At 69.9% G+C, this 1260-nt stretch carries 2 protein-coding genes; one reads left to right on the forward strand and one right to left on the reverse strand.

Annotated features, from left to right (window positions below; genetic code table 11):
- Window positions 1–528, forward strand: a 528-nt coding sequence (locus tag ACR2JA_RS03230; RefSeq protein ID WP_434007680.1) for a WSD1 family O-acyltransferase, incomplete at its 5' end; no start/stop codon positions are given.
- Window positions 529–761: 233 nt separating this feature from the next.
- Here the strand turns inward: ACR2JA_RS03230 and ACR2JA_RS03235 are convergent.
- Window positions 762–1260 (reverse strand): type III pantothenate kinase (locus ACR2JA_RS03235; protein WP_434007681.1); only part of this gene is annotated, 499 nt, incomplete at its 5' end.

The following is a 1260-nucleotide window of genomic DNA, read 5'->3' on the forward strand; positions in this document are numbered from 1 at the left end:
GGCAAAGAGATCCGCGCCATGGTGCCCATCAACCTGCGCCCCATGGAAGACGCCTGGAAACTCGGCAACCGCTTCGGCCTGGTGCCGCTGGTGCTGCCCATCGGGGTGTCGAACCCGATCGAGCGGGTGTACGCGGTGCGCGCGCGCATGAACGGGCTCAAGGGCAGCCTGCAGCCACTGCTGACCTTCGGCCTGCTGTCGGTGGCGGGGCTGCTGATCAAGCCCGCGCAGGACGCGCTGCTGGCGCTGTTCGGTCGCAAGACCACGGCCGTCATGACCAACGTACCCGGTCCGGCCACCAAGCTGCGGCTGTGCGGCGCGACGCTGGAGCAGACCATGTTCTGGGTGCCGCAGACCGGCACCGTGGGTCTGGGCGTGTCCATCCTCAGCTACGGCGGCGGCGTGCAGTTCGGCGTGATCGCCGACGAGGCCCTGTGCCCCGACCCGCAGGCCATCATCGACGCCTTCGAACCGGAGTTCGCGCAGCTGCTGGCGGTGACACTGATGCTGCCCTGGGAACAGGTTTGACCCCCCCGCGCCGCAGGACAGACTCACCCCCGTCGCTTGTTCGCTTCGCGTAACCACTCCGCCCCTCAAGGGGCGATGCGAGTGGCCCGGCAAAGCCGGTTCCACCGCATCCTCGGACGAGACACGCGCGCCAACCACGTTTGCGGAGCGAGTGCCCCAGCCCAGGGGCCCCGTGGAACGGGCTTTGCCCGGCCACAGGGGCCGTCCCCCCGCGCAGCAGGGGGGAAGCGCCGTCAGGCGCGCAGGGGGGTCAATCTCTTGCTCGCGATTTCCAGCAACCCGTCGAAGATCAGGCTGTCCACCAGCTCGCAGGGCGTGGACATGCTGGGGGCCATCTTCCAGCCCGCACCGCCGGTCATGTAGACCACCGGCGCTTCGCCGCAGTGGTGCTGCAGGTTGTCCACCATGCGCTGCACCGCACCGGCGATGGCGAAGGTGCCGCCGCTGGTGAGGGCGTCGCTGGTGTTGGTGGGAAAGTCGCGCACCTCGCCTGTGGGCACGTGCAGGCCGGCCGTGCCGGACTCCAGTGCGCGCAGCATGATGCCGTGGCCCGGCAGGATGATGCCGCCCAGGAAGCGGCCCTCGGTGTCGATCGCTTCGACCGTCACGGCCGTGCCCACCATGACCACCACGCAAGGCCGCGCCGTGCCTTGTGCCAGCAGCCGCTGACGGGCGCCGATCATGGCCACCCAGCGGTCCGAGCCGAGCCGGGCGGGGTGGTCGTAGCCGTTG

It is taken from the genome of Hydrogenophaga sp., from assembly GCF_051007235.1.
GTDB lineage: Bacteria > Pseudomonadota > Gammaproteobacteria > Burkholderiales > Burkholderiaceae_C > Hydrogenophaga.